This window comes from Micrococcus sp. EWR3.9.1 (assembly GCF_052615555.1).
Genome location: NZ_JBQXFD010000005.1, coordinates 86,194 through 99,060, shown reverse-complemented (window position 1 = coordinate 99,060; position 12,867 = coordinate 86,194). Strand labels below are relative to the sequence as shown.

15 protein-coding genes are annotated in these 12,867 nt (G+C 74.1%); 7 read left to right on the top strand and 8 right to left on the bottom strand.

Annotation, left to right across the window (positions count from 1 at the left end; genetic code table 11):
• Window positions 1-35: 35 nt before the first annotated feature.
• Window positions 36-1,172, top strand: a complete 1,137-nt coding sequence (gene dapE, locus ACUJ8O_RS04995; RefSeq protein ID WP_371506662.1) for a succinyl-diaminopimelate desuccinylase — start codon at window positions 36-38, stop codon at window positions 1,170-1,172.
• Between the two features lie 61 nt (window positions 1,173-1,233).
• Here the strand turns inward: dapE and ACUJ8O_RS04990 are convergent, their stop codons facing one another.
• The 4 genes from ACUJ8O_RS04990 to ACUJ8O_RS04975 all read right to left on the bottom strand — a co-directional run bounded on the left by ACUJ8O_RS04990 (window position 1,234) and on the right by ACUJ8O_RS04975 (window position 4,580).
• The gene (locus ACUJ8O_RS04990; protein WP_069941891.1) at window positions 1,234-2,121 is read right to left on the bottom strand and encodes an amino acid ABC transporter permease; all 888 of its coding nucleotides are present in this window, start codon (window positions 2,119-2,121) and stop codon (window positions 1,234-1,236) included.
• Window positions 2,118-2,798 (bottom strand): amino acid ABC transporter permease, encoded by a 681-nt coding sequence (locus tag ACUJ8O_RS04985; protein ID WP_207476229.1) that lies wholly within the window; start codon window positions 2,796-2,798, stop codon window positions 2,118-2,120. Before ACUJ8O_RS04985 ends, ACUJ8O_RS04990 begins: the two co-directional genes overlap by 4 nt.
• Window positions 2,799-2,903: 105 nt before the next feature.
• The gene (locus ACUJ8O_RS04980) at window positions 2,904-3,797 is read right to left on the bottom strand and encodes a glutamate ABC transporter substrate-binding protein (RefSeq protein ID WP_060973724.1); all 894 of its coding nucleotides are present in this window, start codon (window positions 3,795-3,797) and stop codon (window positions 2,904-2,906) included.
• Window positions 3,798-3,845: 48 nt separating this feature from the next.
• Window positions 3,846-4,580, bottom strand: coding sequence for an amino acid ABC transporter ATP-binding protein (locus ACUJ8O_RS04975; protein WP_129866787.1), 735 nt, complete (start codon window positions 4,578-4,580; stop codon window positions 3,846-3,848).
• Window positions 4,581-4,758: 178 nt separating this feature from the next.
• Here ACUJ8O_RS04975 and ACUJ8O_RS04970 point away from each other — a divergent pair, with 178 nt between their 5' ends.
• The 3 genes from ACUJ8O_RS04970 to ACUJ8O_RS04960 all read left to right on the top strand — a co-directional run bounded on the left by ACUJ8O_RS04970 (window position 4,759) and on the right by ACUJ8O_RS04960 (window position 6,254).
• Window positions 4,759-5,562 carry an LOG family protein gene (locus ACUJ8O_RS04970; RefSeq protein WP_069941890.1) on the top strand — a complete coding sequence of 268 codons (804 nt, stop codon included), beginning with the start codon at window positions 4,759-4,761 and terminating at the stop codon, window positions 5,560-5,562.
• Entirely contained in the window at window positions 5,559-5,903 is a 345-nt protein-coding gene (locus tag ACUJ8O_RS04965; protein ID WP_069941895.1) for a cell division protein DivIVA, read from the top strand. The genes ACUJ8O_RS04970 and ACUJ8O_RS04965 overlap by 4 nt, the downstream gene beginning before the upstream one ends.
• Before the next feature lie 180 nt (window positions 5,904-6,083).
• Window positions 6,084-6,254, top strand: a complete 171-nt coding sequence (locus ACUJ8O_RS04960) for a DUF3117 domain-containing protein (RefSeq protein ID WP_002855133.1) — start codon at window positions 6,084-6,086, stop codon at window positions 6,252-6,254.
• Between the two features lie 78 nt (window positions 6,255-6,332).
• Here ACUJ8O_RS04960 and ACUJ8O_RS04955 read toward each other — a convergent pair whose 3' ends face one another.
• The gene (locus ACUJ8O_RS04955) at window positions 6,333-6,983 is read right to left on the bottom strand and encodes an O-methyltransferase (protein WP_036339203.1); all 651 of its coding nucleotides are present in this window, start codon (window positions 6,981-6,983) and stop codon (window positions 6,333-6,335) included.
• 196 nt (window positions 6,984-7,179) lie between these two features.
• Here ACUJ8O_RS04955 and ACUJ8O_RS04950 point away from each other — a divergent pair, with 196 nt between their 5' ends.
• Window positions 7,180-8,052, top strand: coding sequence for an anti-sigma factor family protein (locus ACUJ8O_RS04950; protein WP_216886070.1), 873 nt, complete (start codon window positions 7,180-7,182; stop codon window positions 8,050-8,052).
• A 60-nt stretch (window positions 8,053-8,112) separates the two neighbouring features.
• Window positions 8,113-8,724 (top strand): preprotein translocase subunit TatA, encoded by a 612-nt coding sequence (locus tag ACUJ8O_RS04945; RefSeq protein ID WP_069941887.1) that lies wholly within the window; start codon window positions 8,113-8,115, stop codon window positions 8,722-8,724.
• A gap of 39 nt (window positions 8,725-8,763) precedes the next feature.
• Here ACUJ8O_RS04945 and ACUJ8O_RS04940 read toward each other — a convergent pair whose 3' ends face one another.
• From ACUJ8O_RS04940 to ACUJ8O_RS04930, 3 genes are read right to left on the bottom strand one after another with little or no spacing between them, the layout of a single operon-like run.
• Window positions 8,764-9,912, bottom strand: a complete 1,149-nt coding sequence (locus ACUJ8O_RS04940; RefSeq protein ID WP_060973497.1) for an Mrp/NBP35 family ATP-binding protein — start codon at window positions 9,910-9,912, stop codon at window positions 8,764-8,766.
• Window positions 9,909-10,688 (bottom strand): DUF1003 domain-containing protein, encoded by a 780-nt coding sequence (locus tag ACUJ8O_RS04935; RefSeq protein ID WP_063189568.1) that lies wholly within the window; start codon window positions 10,686-10,688, stop codon window positions 9,909-9,911. Before ACUJ8O_RS04935 ends, ACUJ8O_RS04940 begins: the two co-directional genes overlap by 4 nt.
• A 40-nt stretch (window positions 10,689-10,728) precedes the next feature.
• Complete coding sequence (locus ACUJ8O_RS04930) at window positions 10,729-11,997, bottom strand: magnesium transporter MgtE N-terminal domain-containing protein (RefSeq protein ID WP_036339212.1); 1,269 nt, start codon at window positions 11,995-11,997, stop codon at window positions 10,729-10,731.
• A gap of 92 nt (window positions 11,998-12,089) precedes the next feature.
• Here ACUJ8O_RS04930 and ACUJ8O_RS04925 point away from each other — a divergent pair, with 92 nt between their 5' ends.
• Window positions 12,090-12,866, top strand: coding sequence for a general stress protein (locus ACUJ8O_RS04925; RefSeq protein WP_036339215.1), 777 nt, complete (start codon window positions 12,090-12,092; stop codon window positions 12,864-12,866).
• The last annotated feature ends 1 nt before the right edge of the window (window position 12,867 follow it).

The window sequence follows — 12,867 nt, the reverse complement described above, 5'->3', positions numbered from 1 at the left end:
CGGGGCGACGGGAGGCGCGTCCGTAGACTGGACACATGAGTCTCACCCCCAACACCCTGCCCGACCTCGCCGATCCGGACCTCGACGTCGCGGCGCTCACCGCCACCCTGCTGGACGTGCGCTCCGTCTCGGGGGAGGAGGGGCCGCTGGCCGACGCCGTCGAGCAGGCCCTGCGCGCCCTCGGCGGCCTCGAGGTGCGGAGGTTCGGGGACGCCGTCGTCGCCCGCACCGCTCTGGGGCGGCCGACCCGCGTGATCCTGGCCGGGCATCTGGACACGGTGCCCCTGCCCACCGTGCCGGGCTCGCGCGGGACCGTGCCCTCGGCGTGGGACGGGGACGTGCTGTACGGCCGCGGGGCCGTGGACATGAAGTCCGGCGTCGCCGTGCAGCTGGCCCTGGCCGGCCGCTTCGGCCGCGCGGACGGCCCCACCCCCGTGCACGACGTCACGTGGGTGTTCTACGACCACGAGGAGGTCTCCTCGGACCTGTCGGGCCTCGCCCGCGTGGCCCGCCAGGCCCCCGAGCTGCTGGAGGGCGACTTCGCGGTGCTGCTCGAGCCGACCGACGGCGTCGTGGAGGGCGGCTGCAACGGCACGTGCCGGTACCGCGTCACCTTCTCCGGTGTCGCGGCGCACTCGGGCCGTGCGTGGCGCGGCGACAACGCGATCCACAAGCTGGCCCCCGTGCTCACCGCCCTGGCGGCGTACGAGCCGGCCACGGTCACGGTGGAGGGCCTGGAGTACCGCGAGGGGCTGCACGCGATCCGCGTGGCCGGCGGCGTCGCGGGCAACGTCATCCCGGACGAGGCGTCCGTGGACCTGAACTACCGGTTCGCGCCGGACAAGACCCTCGAGCAGGCTCACGCGCACGTGCGCGCGGTGCTGGAGGGGGCCGGCGTGGACTGGGACGCCCAGGTGCGGATCGACGACGCCTCGCCCGCCGCCCGCCCCGGTCTGGACCGACCGGCCGCCGCCGCGTTCGTCGCCGCCGTCGGGGGAGAGCCCCAGCCCAAGTACGGGTGGACGGACGTGGCCCGGTTCTCCCAGCTGGGCGTGCCCGCGGTCAACTTCGGCCCCGGAGACGCCCTGCTGGCCCACACGGACGACGAGCACGTGTCCCGCGAGGCGGTCCACGCGTGCCTCGCGGCGCTCGCGGCCTGGCTGGCCGGCTGACCCGACGACGTCGGCCGGTGCCAGCCGCCCGACCCGCGGGCCCGCCTCGCCCGCCGCCCGGTCAGCCCGCCGTGTCCGTGGGCGCCCCGACGCGCGGGGTCGTGGGGGCGCTGGCGTCGCCGGCCGTCCGCGACGACAGCCGCCGCGAGAGCCGGGTGGCCGCCCAGGTGAGGAGGAAGTTGATCACGATGAAGATCATCGCGGCCACCACGAGGGACTGCAGGATGTTGCCGTTGCCGGAGCCGAGCTGGCGGGCGTAATGCAGGAGTTCGAAGAAGCCGATGAGGTAGCCCAGCGCCGAGTCCTTGAGGATCACCACGAACTGGCTCAGCAGCGACGGCAGCATGGCGATGAGGGCCTGAGGCACCTCCACGAGCCGCAGGGACTGGGTGCTCGTCATGCCCACCGCCGCGGCCGCCTCGCGCTGGCCGCGCGGCAGCGAGCGCACCCCGGAGCGCACCAGCTCCGCGATCACAGACCCGTTGTACAGGGTCAGCGCCGCGATCACCGCGTAGTACGGGCCGTCCTGGGGCTGGATCGCCCCGGAGCGCGCGACCTGTGCGAACAGCTGGTAGAAGAACACCATCATCACGAGCACCGGCACGGCCCGGAAGAACTCCACGACGACGGCGGCCAGCCAGCGCACCGGGCCGACCGGGGCCAGCCGCAGGAAGCCGAACACCAGGCCGAACACCACGGAGGAGACCACGGCGATGCCCGCGGACTGCAGGGTGAACTGCAGGCCCGGCAGGTAATAGTTCCGCCACGCGTTGCCGTCGACGGCGGCCAGCCAGCGGCGGCCGGAGAGCTGGCCGGTGGCGTTCATCTGGATCAGCACGAGCACCGCCACGACCAACACCGCGGCGAGGGAGACGAGGTTGGCGAGGAGGATCCGCCGGCGGGCGATCGGACCCGGGGCGTCGAAGAGGACGGAGGCCTGGGCACTCATCGGGCCACCGCCCACTTCTCCGAGGCCCACGTGGTCAGCAGGCCGATGGGGATGACGATCAGGCAGAAGCCGATCGCGAAGGTCAGGAAGATCGCCACCATCAAGTCCGGGCTGAACTCGATCATGCGCTTCATCAGGCCCGAGGCCTCCGCCACCGACGCCGCGGCGGCGACGGTGGTGTTCTTGGTCAGCGCGATCACGGTGTTGCCCAGCGGGGTGATGGCCCCGCGCAGCGCCTGGGGCAGGATCACGTGGCGGGCCGCGGGCAGGAAGCCCAGGCCGATGGAGCGGGCGGCCTCGGCCTGCCCGAGCGGGACGGTGTTGACGCCGGAGCGGATCGCCTCGCACATGAACCCCGCGTGGTAGAGCGAGAGGGCGATCACGGCGTAGATGAAGAAGTTCAGCGTGAAGTCGGACGAGAAGCTGATCTTCAGCTGTCCCCAGACGGCGAGCACGCCGAGCAGCATGATGATCGTGAGCGGGGTGTTGCGGACCACGTTGACGTAGCCGGCGCCGAGGGCGCGCAGCGAGGGGACGGGCGAGATGCGGAACAGGGCGAGCACCACGCCGAGGACGAACGAGCCGAGGGTCGCGAGGAACGCGAGCCTGATGTTCGTCCAGAACGCGAGCGGGATGTCCGCGCCGTAGTCCGCGAGGAGCGAGGAGATCGATTCCATGACTTCTCCGAGGGTCGGGACAAGGCTGACGGGCAGGGGAGCCGCCGGGCGGGCCGAGGGTGACGGTTCAGGTCACGTCCCAGGCCCACCCGGCGGCGCAGGTCGTCAGGCGCAGGGCTCGAACTCGGCGTCCTCGCCGGAGTTCAGCGTCTCGTCGTAGGTGTAGCCCGTGCCCTCGGTGTTGGACTCGAGGGCCTTCTCCCACTCGCCGGAGTCCTTCATCTCCTTGATGGCTTCGTTGATGTCCTCGCACCGCTCCGAGTCCTTCGGCAGACCGACGCCGTAGCGCTCCGTGGTGAAGGTGTTGCCGACGACCTTGAACTTGCCCTTGTTGGCGTCGGCGGCGGCCAAGCCCGCGAGGATGATGTCGTCCGTGGTCACGGCGTCCACCTGGCCGGACTCGAGGTAGGTCACGCATTCGGCGTAGCCGCCCTGCTCCACCAGGTTCACGCCGGAGGCGAACTGGTCCTTGATCTTCTGGGCCGAGGTGGAGCCGGTGACGGAGCAGAGGTTCTTCCCCTCGAGGGACTCGGGGCCGGTGATCGCGGTGTCGTCCGCGCGGACCAGCAGGTCCTGGCCGGCCACGAAGTACGGGCCCGCGAAGTCGACGCGCTCCTTGCGGGCGTCCGTGATGGAGTACGTCGCGAAGATCATGTCGACCTCGCCGTTCTCCAGGGCGTTCTCCCGGTTCGCGGACGGGGTCTGGACCCACTCGATGTCCTTCTCGGCCACGCCGAGCTTGTCCGCCACGTAGCGGGCCACGTCCGTGTCGAAGCCGGTGGGCTGGGCCGAGCCCTCGCGGTAGCCCAGGCCCGGCTGGTCGAACTTGATGCCGATGCGCAGGCGCTCGCCGGAGCCGGACGACGTCGACTCGCCGGCCGAAGACGAGCCGGCGGCGTCGCCACCGCCGCCCTGCGACGAGGAGGGCGCGCAGGCGGTGAGGGACAGCGCGGCCGCGGCGGTGACGGCGGACAGGGTCAGGAGCTTCGTGCGGAGCATGGTGCTCTCCTCTGGTTCGGTGCGGATGGGGTGCGACGGGGGACGGGGTCAGTGCGCGAGGATCTTGCCCAGGAAGTCCTGGGCGCGCTCGTGTCGGGGGTTCGTGAAGAAGGTGTCGGGGTCGGTGTCCTCGAGGATGGCGCCGTCGGCCATGAAGACCACGCGGTCCCCGGCCTTGCGGGCGAAGCCCATCTCATGGGTGACCACGACCATGGTCATGCCCCCCTCGGCGAGCTGGACCATGACGTCGAGGACCTCCTGCACCATCTCGGGATCGAGGGCGGAGGTCGGCTCGTCGAAGAGCAGGGCCTTCGGCTCCATCGCCAGGGCACGGGCGATGGCCACGCGCTGCTGCTGCCCGCCGGAGAGCTGGGCCGGCATCTTCCTGGCCTGGGCGGCCACGCCCACGCGCTCGAGCAGCTCCATCGCGTGCCGCTCGGCGTCTGCCCGGCGCTTGCCCTTCACCTTGATGGGCCCGAGGGTGACGTTCTCCAGGATCGACTTGTGTGCGAAGAGGTTGAACGACTGGAAGACCATGCCGATCTCGGCGCGCAGTTGGGCGAGCTGCCGGCCCTCGCTGGGGAGCGGCCGCCCGTCGATCAGGATGCGGCCGCCGTCGTCGTCGATGGTCTCGAGCCGGTTGATCGTGCGGCACAGGGTCGACTTGCCGGAGCCCGACGGGCCGAGGACGATCGCCACCTGGCCGCGCGGGATCCGCAGGTCGATCTGTCGGAGGGCGTGGAAGTCGCCGAAGTGCTTGTTCACGCCCTCGAGGACGATCAGGTCGTCGCCTGCGGCACCGCGACGGCGCCGCGTGCCGGCCTCGTCGAGGAGGTGGGCGCCGTGGGGCTGCTCAGGCGTGATCTGCGTCATGCCAGTGGAATATAGCGCACGCCACACCCGGCGCGGTGCGCCGTGCGACGCCGGCCCTGGCGGCCCGCCGGCTCGTTAGGCTGGCGCCATGGCCCCACATGAGCACCCCTCGGGCGGCGACGTCGCCGCCGCGCCCCAGCGCGTCCGCCGCGGCGGGCAGGTCCTGCGCGGGGAGGCGGCGCACACCCCCACGTTCGACCAGCTCCTCCTCGACGGCCGACGGCCCGGCGACGCCGCGCGCCCCACCGCCGACGTCGCCTCGACGACGTCCGAGGCCTGGCGTGTCCTGCGCATCCAGGCGGAGTTCGTCGAGGGCTTCGGCACCCTCGCGGGTCTGGGACCCGCGGTCTCCGTGTTCGGCTCGGCGCGCACGCCCGAGGGCAGCGTCGAGTACGCCCTGGCGCACGAGGTCGGGAGCCGCTTGGCCCAGGCCGGGTACACGGTCATCACCGGCGGGGGGCCCGGCACCATGGAGGCCGCCAACCGGGGCGCCCACGAGGCCGGTGGAGAGTCCGTGGGCCTGGGCATCGAGCTGCCGTTCGAGACCGGCCTGAACCCCTGGGTGCACGTGGGCGTGGACTTCCGCTACTTCTTCGTCCGCAAGGTCATGTTCCTCAAGTACGCGCAGGGGTTCATCGTGCTGCCCGGCGGCCTCGGCACCCTGGACGAGCTCTTCGAGGCCCTCACCCTCGTGCAGACCGGCACCGTCACCCGCTTCCCCGTGGTCCTCGTGGACCGCGGCTTCTGGGGCCCGCTCGTGGACTGGATCCGCGGCACGCTCGTGGAGCGCGGCATGATCTCGCCCGAGGACCCGGACCTGTTCCACCTCGTGGACACGGCCGAGGAGGCCGTCGCGTGCGTGCTCCGCTCGGCGGGGAGGGCCGACGCGTGAGCGGACCGCAGGGGACCGTCCTGGTGGCCGTGCTCGTCGTCGTGCTGGCGGCCCTGGCCACCGCCCTCACGGGCCGGCTCACGCTCCGGGCCGACGACCCGGCCGGACAGACGCCCGGGCACCCCGTCCTGCTGCCGGAGCGGCCACGCGCGGCGGATGTCGACCTGCTGCGGTTGGCCGTCGCGGTGCCCGGCTACCAGCGGGACCAGGTGGACGCCGTCCTGCTGCGGCTGCGGGACGCCCTGGCGCAGCGCGAGGACGAGGTGACCGCCCTGCGGGCCCGGGTGGCCGAGCTCGAGGCCGCCGACCCGTCCCGGAGCGATCCGGCGGGGCGTGCCTGAGTCGCGGGCCGGGCTCGGTGCAGGCCATCGTTTGGCGCGAGCACGCGGAATCCGCGATAATGGTGATGTGACCGGCCTCGCGCACGCTCGCGTGCGGGGGCGCCGGAGGCGTCCGGACAGTGCCCGCTCCCGCGGTCGCCGGACGCCGTGACGGGAACATCATCCAGAAGGGAAGTCGCAATGGCCGCCATGAAGCCCCGCACCGGGGACGGTCCCATGGAAGTGACCAAGGAGGGGCGCAGCCTGATCATGCGCGTGCCGATCGACGGCGGCGGCCGTCTCGTGCTGGAGATCAACGCGGACGAGGCCCGCGAGCTCAAGGAGTGCCTCGAGGGCGTCATCCAGGCCTGAGCCCGGACCCCTTCGACGCGGACGCCCCGCGCACCGTCACGGTGCGCGGGGCGTCCGCGTCCCCGGCGACGCCGCGGATCAGCGGCGCACCGCGATCAGCACGCCCGTGCCGGAGGGGACGACGGCGGACAGCCAGTGCTCGTCCTCCCGGATGAGGCGGTCCACCGCCCGGGCGGACACGGTGGACTCGTCGCGCACGGCGGGCCGGGGAACGCGGTCGCCGTCGAGGGCGTCCACCACCACGAGCACGCCGCCGGGGGCGAGCATGCGCGCGGCCTGCTCGACGTCGAACTGACGTGCGGCCGGGTCCCCGTCCACCAGGACCATCTCATAGGCGCCGCTCGTGAGCCGGGGGAGGACGAGCCGGGAGCGCCCCGTGATCATGCGGGTGCGGCTCGTGGGCAGGCGGGCCTCCGAGAACGCCTCGCGGGCCGCGCGCTGTGCCTCCGCGTCCGGGTCCACGGTGGTGAGGACCGTGCGCTCGGGCAGACCGCGCATCAGGGCGAGACCCGAGACGCCGGCGCCCGTGCCCACCTCCACGACCGCCGCGGGGGCACGCGTGGCCGCCAGCACCGTCAACAGGGCCGCCGTCCCCTCACTCACCGGCGGCACCTCCAGCTCGGCGGCGCGCTCGCGGGCGCGCAGGACGACGTCGTCTTCGGTGGCCCGGCTCTCCGACCAGGCCCAGGACGCGTGCTTGTCGGTGGGCTGGGGCTGCAGGGCGCTCATGGGTGACTCCGGGACGACGACGGCGGGACCTCGCCCGCGGCACGGGCGACGCGGGCCAGTGTACGGGCCGGCACGCGGCCGCGACCCAGTGTTCTCCCAGGAGGCGGGCCGATGATGGGACACGGCACGAACCGGCTCCCGCCGTGCGGGAGGCCGTTCGCCGGACCGAGGACGCGAGGACCGAGGAGGTGGCCGCATGGGACGTCGACACACCCAGCGCCACATGGACGCCTACCTCGAGGGCTCCCTCCCCGCCGCGTCCCGGGCGCGCATCGCCCGCCACCTGGACCGCTGCCCCGAGTGCCGCGCCACCGTCCAGGCCCGGGCCCGCGTGCTCGACGCCGCCCGCACGGTGCACCAGCGTCCGGCCGGCGCCGTCGTCGCCCCGGTGCTGCGCGCCCGCGGCGTCTCCGGCCGCCTTGTGGTGGGGCTGCTCACCTTCGTCGTCCTGCTCGGCGGGCTGTTCACCGCGGTCTGGGTGGCCGGCGCGCCCCGCACCGCGGCCGTGCGCACGGCCCCGACCCCGACGGACACCGTCGCCCTGCCGGCAGCCGGGACCGCGTCGACGGACCGGCGCGGCACCGTCGCGGAGCTGCGGGGTCAGGGCTGGACGGTGCCCTCCCTCGTGGGGGCCGGCCTGGAGCCGCTCACCGTCGACACCGCCCAGACGGCCGAGGACGTGGAGGTCGTCGTCGGCTGGGGCCGGGACGAGCCGACCGTGACCGTCCGTGAGTGCCGACCCCGGATCGTGGGAGCCACCCCGAAGGGCTGTGCCTCGACCGCGCCCTTGAGCACGGGGGTGCAGGAGCGTCGGCTGGCCGGCGGCGGCGTCTACCGGATCGTCCCGGCGGGGGGCGAGGACGGCTGGACGGCCGAGCTGACCACGCCGCAGGCCTCCTACCGCGTGGAGGCCAGCCTGCCGGACGAGCGCGCCGACGCGGTCCTCACCCACCTGCTGGTCTCCGAGCGGGCACGGGTGCTCGAGCTGGGCGGCGGAGACGCCGTCGAGGAGCGCCTGGAGCGAGGCCTCGAACGCATCGCGGACGCCGTGCCGCGCCCCCGCGGCTGAGCCGCCCCGCCCCCGCGGCTCCGGGCTGTGGGGCGGTGCCGCTCTAGTAGAGTTCGGAGGGTGTTTGGTATCAACGGCAGCGAGTTCATCATCTTGGCGGTGCTCGCGATCGTCATCCTCGGGCCGGAGAAGCTCCCCGAGTACACGCGCGCCTTCACCGACTGGCTGCGCGTCATGCGCGACAAGGCCGAGGGTGCCAAGGCGCAGTTCAAGGAGGAGACCGGCACGGACTTCGACGAGGTGGACTGGCGCAAGTACGACCCCCGCCAGTACGACCCGCGCCGCATCATCCGCGACGCGCTCCGCGAGCCCGCCGGCGGCTCGTCCACGCCCGCGTCCCGCGCGGCGCAGGCGACGGGCATCAGCGCCGAGGACGTGCACGGCGGCCTCACCCGCCAAGACCTGACGGACATGGATCCGCGCACGCTCTTCCGCCGCCCCGCCGGGGCCGGCAGCACCGCCGCCGCGGAGTCCGGCGCCGCCGCCGCACAGACCCGGTCGACCGAGCCCGCCGCGGGGGCGGCAGCCGTGGGCGGTGCCGCCGCAGCCCTGATGGCCTCCGGCCGCGCCGAGGCCCTCACCGAGGAGCGCCCTGCCGCCGTCGAGACCGAACCGGACCCCCTCGAGCTGCTCGGGCTGGCACCCGCCCCCTTCGACGTCGACGCGACCTGACGCCGTCGCGCGCGCCGGCCGGGGCGCCGGCACCCGAGGTCAGCGCGGGGTGACCGGAAGGCGCCGCCCGGCCAGCCCGCGCGGTCGCACGGCCACCCGCTGCGCGATCTGCGTCAGCGCCCGGCCCGCGGGGCTCTCCGGCGCGGACACCACCACGGGTTCGCCGGCGTCGCCGCCCGCGCGCAGCGCCGGGTCCAGGGGAACGGTGCCCAGCAGCGGCACCTGCGTGTCCAGCACCCCGGACAGCCGCTCCGCCACCTCGGCGCCGCCGCCGGTCCCGAACACATCCAGGACGGTGCCGTCTGGCAGGGTCATCGGCCCCATGTTCTCCACGACGCCGGCCACGGTCTGGCCCGTCTGCTCCGCCAGCTGACCGGCGCGCGCGGCCACCTGCGCGGCGGCGTGCTGCGGCGTGGTCACCACGAGCAGCTCCGAGGCGGGCAGCAGCTGCGCCGTCGAGATCGCGATGTCCCCGGTGCCCGGGGGCAGGTCCACGAGCAGGACGTCCAGGTCGCCCCAGTGCACATCCGTGACGAACTGCTCGAGCGCGCGGTGCAGCATCGGCCCGCGCCAGGCCACCGGCCGGTCCGCGTCGAGGAACATGCCGATCGAGATGACCTTCACGTCCCGCACCACGGGGGGCAGGATCATCCGGTCCAGCTTCGTCGGGGTGCCGGTCACGCCCAGGAGCCCGGGGATGGAGTAGCCGTGCACGTCCGCGTCGATCAGGCCGACGGCGAGCCCGCGCGCGGCGAGCGCGACCGCGAGGTTGGCCGTGACCGAGGACTTGCCCACGCCGCCCTTGCCCGAGGCCACCGCGAGGACGCGCGTGAGCGTCCCCTCCCCGAACGGGTTCGTCGGCCGAGTCGCGCGCAGGGCGTCCTGCAGCGCCAGGCGGCGCTCGGGCTCCATGACCCCGACGCGAACGTCCACGGATTCACAGCCGGGCACGACGGCGACGGCGGCGGCCACGTCCGTCTGGATCGTCCCGCGCAGGGGGCACGCGGCGATCGTGAGCAGGACCGCGACCTCGACGACGCCCGGGGCGGTCTCCACGACCGACTCCACCATGCCGAGGTCGGTGATCGGGCGGCGGATCTCGGGGTCCTGGACCGTGGCGAGCCGTTCCAGCACCCGGCGCTCGAGGTCGGTGCGGACCTCGGGCACGGGCAGGCCCAGGGCGCTCATCGGCCGCCCCCGTCCACCGGGCCCGCACCGTCGGCGGGACCGGCCGCCGGACCGGACCCCCCGGCCTCGCGGGCCTCCTGGGCCGCGAGGGTGGCGAGCGTGGTGGTCGTGGGCTCGGCGCCGGCGTCGCCGCGCCGCGCATCCCGGCCGCGGCCCTTGGTCTTCTTGTTCTTGCGGGGCTGGGCCTCGGCGCCCGGGAGGCCGGCGCGCAGCTCCTCCCGGATCTCCTCCCGGATCTCCTCCCGCAGCTCGGCGCGCAGCGCCTCGCGGAGGTCGTCCCTGAGGTCGTCCTGGACGCCGCGCAGCTCGCCGCGCACGAAGTCGCGCGTGGCGACCTCCTGGACGGCCAGCCGCAGACCGGCGATCTCGCGGGTGAGGAACTCGGTGTCGGCGAGGTTGCGCTCGGCGCGGTCACGGTCCTCGCGCAGCGCGACCCTGTCCCGGTCGTCCTGGCGGTTCTGCGCCAGCAGGAGCAGGGGTGCGGCGTAGGACGCCTGGAGGGAGAGCATGAGCGTGAGCGCGGTGAAGCCGAGCTCGGCGGAGTCGAACCGCCACTCCATCGGGCCGAACGTGTTCCAGCCCAGCCAGGCGGCGCAGAACAGCGTCATCCAGACGAGGAACTGCGGGGTGCCCATGAAGCGGGCGATGCCCTCGGTGGCCTCGCCGAAGGCGTCCGGGTTCGGGGCCAGCCGGGGCACGCGGCGCCCGCTGGCGCTCAGCGGGGTGTCCAGGCCGGTGCCGCGGCCCGGGCGCAGGTCTCGCGCGGTCTGGGTCATGCTCACACCTCCGGTGTCGTGCGGCGGCGGGCCGCGGGGGTCAGGTTGCGGGGCGGGTCTCGGCGTCGTCGAGGTCCATGGCCCGCCAGTCGTCGGGCAGGATGTGGTCGAGCAGGTCGTCCACGCTCACGGCCCCGACGACGCGGTCCTGCTCGTTCACCACGGGGATGCACGTGAGGTTGTAGGTCGCGAGCTCGCGGGTCACATGGGCGATGGGGGCGAGGTCCGAGACGGGCTCGAGGTCCTTGTCCATGATGTTGCCGATCGCCTCCGGCGGCGGGTACCGCAGCAGGCGCTGGAAGTGGACGACGCCGAGGAACCGGCCCGTCGGCGTCTCCAGGGGCGGCCGGGCCACGATCACGAGCGAGGCCAGCGCGGGGGAGATCTCCTGCTGTCGGATGGTCGCCATGGCCTCGGCCACGGTGGCCTCCGGGGGGAGGATGACCGGCACGGGGGTCATGAGCGAGCCCGCGGTGCCCTCCTCGTACTCGAGCAGGCGCCGGACGTCCTCGGCGTCCTCCGGCTCCATGCGTTCGAGCAGCAGCTCCTGCTGGGAGTCGGGCAGCTCGTGGAGCAGGTCCGCCGCGTCGTCCGGGTCCATCTCCTCCAGGACGTCGGCGGCGCGGTCGATGTCCAGCTGGGAGAGGATCTGCACCTGGTCGTCGTCGGGCAGCTCCTGGAGCACGTCCGCGAGGCGTTCGTCCTGCAGCTCGCTGGCGACCTCGACGCGGCGCTTCTCCGACATGTCGTGGAGCATGTCCGCCAGGTCGGCGGGCTTGAGGTCCTCGTGCGCGGCGAGGAAGCTCGTGGCCCCCTGCGGGTCGGCCTGCGCCGTCCAGCGGGCCTCGTCCCAGTTCAGCAGGAGGTGCTCGCCCCGCTGGGCGCGGCCGAAGGGGCCGCGGCCGACGATGCGGCGCACGTACAGGTCCGAGACCAGCCAGTCGCCGTTGCGCTGCTGCTCCAGCCCGATGTCCTCCAGGAAGGCCTCGCCCGACCCGTCGGAGAGGCGCACCTTCCGGTCGAAGAGGTCGGCGGCCACCATCTGCTCGGCGCCACGGCGGGAGAACCGGCGCAGGTTGATCAGCCCGGTCGTGATGATCCGGCCCGAGTCCATGGACGTCACCCGCGTCATCGGGACGAAGACGCGCTTCTTGCCGGGGACCTCGATCACGAGGCCGGTGGCGAACGGGGCTGCGGCGGGGCCGCGGTCCAGCACGACGACGTCGCGCAGCCGTCCCAGGCGGTCGCCGAGGGGGTCGAAGACGTCCAGGCCCAGCAGGCGGGCCACGAAGATCTTGGGGGAGCTCACCGACCCAGCCTACGGCGTGCCGGGCCGCGGCTCCGTGTCCGCGGACGGCGGACCGCCGCCCGCCCGGGCGCCGGGCCGGGCACAATGGGTCCATGTCGTTCATGATGTCCAACCCTCAGCCCGGCGCCGAGCAGGGCCTGCCCCGCGGAGAGCTGCTGGCCACCTACGCCACCTACGCGCAGGCGCGCGAGCAGGTGGACCGCCTCGCCGCCACGGACTTCCCCGTGAGCGCCGTGTCGATCGTGGGCAAGGACCTGCGGGTCGTGGAGCGGGTGCGCGGCCGGCTGAACTACGCCCAGGTGGCGTTGTCCGCGGGAGTACGCGGCGTGTTCTTCGGTGGACTGATCGGCGTGTTCCTCTACCTGCTGGCCCCCGAGGCCGGCCCGGGGCAGATCCTCACCTCCATGCTGCTGGGCCTGGCGGTGTGGCTGATCTTCGGCGTGATCGGCTTCGCGATGCGTCGGGGCCAGCACGGCTTCGCGTCCTCGCAGGCCGTCGTGCCCACGGCCTTCGACCTCGTGGTCGCGTTCGACCACGCCGCCCGCGCCCGCCAGGAGCTGGGCCTGGGCGGTGCCGCGGCCCCGACGCCGCCCGCGGCCCCGCAGCCGGCGCCCGCGCCCGCCGCGGAGGAGGCCGAGGACGGGCCCGTGCAGGCCACCCCGGCCGCCGCGCCGTCGTCGGGCGGGTCCCACGCGGCGCCCGCTCCCGGCGGACCCGAGGCGCCGGCCCGGCCCGTCCCGGAGGCGGACCCCGCGCCCACCGGCCTGGACCGCTCCTACGGCGTGACCCTGCCCCCGGAGGAGGTCGCCAAGCTCATCGAGGCGCGCGGCGGCCACCCGCCCCGGCCCCAGGACGAGCCGCGCGGCTGAG

Coding starts and splice junctions, on each gene's coding strand:
- dapE (WP_371506662.1), top strand. CDS start 36: ATGAGTCTCACCCCCAACACCCTGCCCGACCTCGCCGATCCGGACCTC.
- ACUJ8O_RS04990 (WP_069941891.1), bottom strand. CDS start 2,121: ATGAGTGCCCAGGCCTCCGTCCTCTTCGACGCCCCGGGTCCGATCGCC.
- ACUJ8O_RS04985 (WP_207476229.1), bottom strand. CDS start 2,798: ATGGAATCGATCTCCTCGCTCCTCGCGGACTACGGCGCGGACATCCCG.
- ACUJ8O_RS04980 (WP_060973724.1), bottom strand. CDS start 3,797: ATGCTCCGCACGAAGCTCCTGACCCTGTCCGCCGTCACCGCCGCGGCC.
- ACUJ8O_RS04970 (WP_069941890.1), top strand. CDS start 4,759: ATGGCCCCACATGAGCACCCCTCGGGCGGCGACGTCGCCGCCGCGCCC.
- ACUJ8O_RS04960 (WP_002855133.1), top strand. CDS start 6,084: ATGGCCGCCATGAAGCCCCGCACCGGGGACGGTCCCATGGAAGTGACC.
- ACUJ8O_RS04955 (WP_036339203.1), bottom strand. CDS start 6,983: ATGAGCGCCCTGCAGCCCCAGCCCACCGACAAGCACGCGTCCTGGGCC.
- ACUJ8O_RS04950 (WP_216886070.1), top strand. CDS start 7,180: ATGGGACGTCGACACACCCAGCGCCACATGGACGCCTACCTCGAGGGC.
- ACUJ8O_RS04940 (WP_060973497.1), bottom strand. CDS start 9,912: ATGAGCGCCCTGGGCCTGCCCGTGCCCGAGGTCCGCACCGACCTCGAG.
- ACUJ8O_RS04935 (WP_063189568.1), bottom strand. CDS start 10,688: ATGACCCAGACCGCGCGAGACCTGCGCCCGGGCCGCGGCACCGGCCTG.
- ACUJ8O_RS04925 (WP_036339215.1), top strand. CDS start 12,090: ATGTCGTTCATGATGTCCAACCCTCAGCCCGGCGCCGAGCAGGGCCTG.